Source organism: Patescibacteria group bacterium (assembly GCA_034660655.1).
GTDB lineage: Bacteria > Patescibacteriota > Patescibacteriia > JAACEG01 > JAACEG01 > JAACEG01.
This window is the reverse complement of sequence record JAYEJU010000048.1, coordinates 1-2047: the sequence shown is the minus strand read 5'-3', so window position 1 is coordinate 2047 and position 2047 is coordinate 1. Positions and strand designations below refer to the sequence as shown.

Annotated in this window: 2 protein-coding genes; both read left to right on the top strand. The window is 23.8% G+C overall.

Features of this window, described 5'->3' with window-relative positions:
• Positions 1-472: 472 nt before the first annotated feature.
• Positions 473-1855, top strand: a complete 1383-nt coding sequence (locus U9O55_03665) for a phage/plasmid primase, P4 family (protein MEA2088908.1) — start codon at positions 473-475, stop codon at positions 1853-1855.
• Between the two features lie 15 nt (positions 1856-1870).
• Positions 1871-2026 carry a hypothetical protein gene (locus U9O55_03660; GenBank protein ID MEA2088907.1) on the top strand — a complete coding sequence of 52 codons (156 nt, stop codon included), beginning with the start codon at positions 1871-1873 and terminating at the stop codon, positions 2024-2026.
• The last annotated feature ends 21 nt before the right edge of the window (positions 2027-2047 follow it).

Below are 2047 nucleotides of genomic sequence, written 5' to 3'. Positions count from 1 at the left end.
AAAATTCATTCGCATAAAAGACAAGCTAATTAGTTTTATTTTCAAGATAACACATTTTAAAATTCTGTCAAGGGGTGAATACAGCTTATATTTTTAAATTATATTAAATAATCAAAAAAAAATAATAAAAAAATAAAAAAACATAAAAAACCTATATAATATAACAAAATATACATATATATAAATTCTCCTCATAAATTAAAAATATAGACTGTATTTACCCCTATAATAAAATAAAATAAAATAAAAAAAAAATTCTGTGGATAAACTCTTCTTCCCCCCCCCTTGACAAAGTTTTTTAAATCAATTATAATAAAAACAAATTTAAAAACCCTATGCTTAAAAAATCACAACACAATCAAGAATGCCTTGATGAGATAAAGCAATATGTGAATATTGCTTCTGGAATGTTGTGTTCCAGTAAGCTATCTCATCTGGGCTTTTTTGATTGGGAATAAATTACTTGTCATTTATGTTAAAATACGAAAAAAAAGAAAAAGAATTTAAAATAGTCAAAATAACAGATAAACTTATAAATAAATATAAGATAAAAACTGTTGGTGAAAAAGATATTGAATTTTTTATTTATAAAAAAGGCTTATATTCAAAAGATAAAAGATTATTACAAAAAGAAATAGAAGAAGAATATCAAGATGAATGCACTACTCATAAAGTAAAAGAAATAATCAATAAAATATCTCGTAAAACTTATATTCCAAGAGAAGACTTTGATAAAATTGACCCTAATATAATTTGTGTCAAAAATGGAGCGTTAAATTTATCAACATTAGAATTGAAAGAACATAATGCTGATTATAATTTTACAACACAAATTCCCATTACTTATAATAAAGAAAAAAAATGTCCTTTATTTTTTAAATTTTTAGAAGAAACATTAGATAAACAATACATTATACTTATTCAAGAATTCATGGGGATGTGTCTTTTCAGGCAATATTATCCTAAAAAAGCATTCATTTTTGTTGGAGAAACTAATACTGGAAAAACAACTTTAATATCTATTTTAGAAAAATTTATATCTTCAGAAGAAGACAGAGAAAAAAATATTTCAGGACTTAATTTGCAAAAAATAGCGACTGATAAATTTTCTACAATAAATTTATATAAAAAATATGTGAATATCCACGATGATATGAGCGAAAAAGATATTTCAGATACTGGAAATTTTAAAATGTTAACAGGAGCGGGGACATTTGATGGCGAATATAAATTTGGTGATCATTTTAAATTTAAAAATTATGCTAAACTTTTATTCGCATGTAATACAATTCCGGCAGTTAAAGAAATAGGAGATGATAATGCTTATTTTGAAAGATGGGTAATAATTCCTTTTGAGAATATTATTCAAAAAAAAATATTGTTGAGAGAAGAAAAAATAATAAATAATCAAAATGAAATGTCAGGAATACTAAATTGGGCGTTGGAGGGGTTCAAAAGAGTAATAGAAAATTCACAATATAGTTATAACAAAACAAATAAAGAAATTAAAGAAACAATGATAAAATATAATAAAAAGAACTCAATCGCTAATTTTGCCATTGATAATTTAATAGAAAAAACAGGAGAATGGATTAAAAAAGAGGAATTATACAAACATTATCAAAATTACGCATCTAAAAATGAATTGCCTATTGAAACAAAGAAAAAATTTGGCACAAATTTTAGAAAATATGCTAATTATGTAGCAGAAATTAGGAAAGAAGGAGATGATGTTTGGGGAAATGTAGTCGTAATTTCAGATATAAAAGAAGAAGATTATAATGAAGAAGATTATAATGAAGAAATTGATGTAATAGAGGAAGCATTAAAAAATAAAACTTTATTTACTAATTAACTAAATATAAAATTTATGAAGAAATTCAAAGAAAAAAAATCAGAAGTTAAAATTGTTAAAATTACTTCTTGTGGTGATGACGGAACATATATTTTTGGTTTAGGAGATGACCAAAAAATTTATGAATGGGACGAATACGAAAGAAAATGGAGGTATGAAATTTATGATTGACCAAGAAGTAGACAATATGCT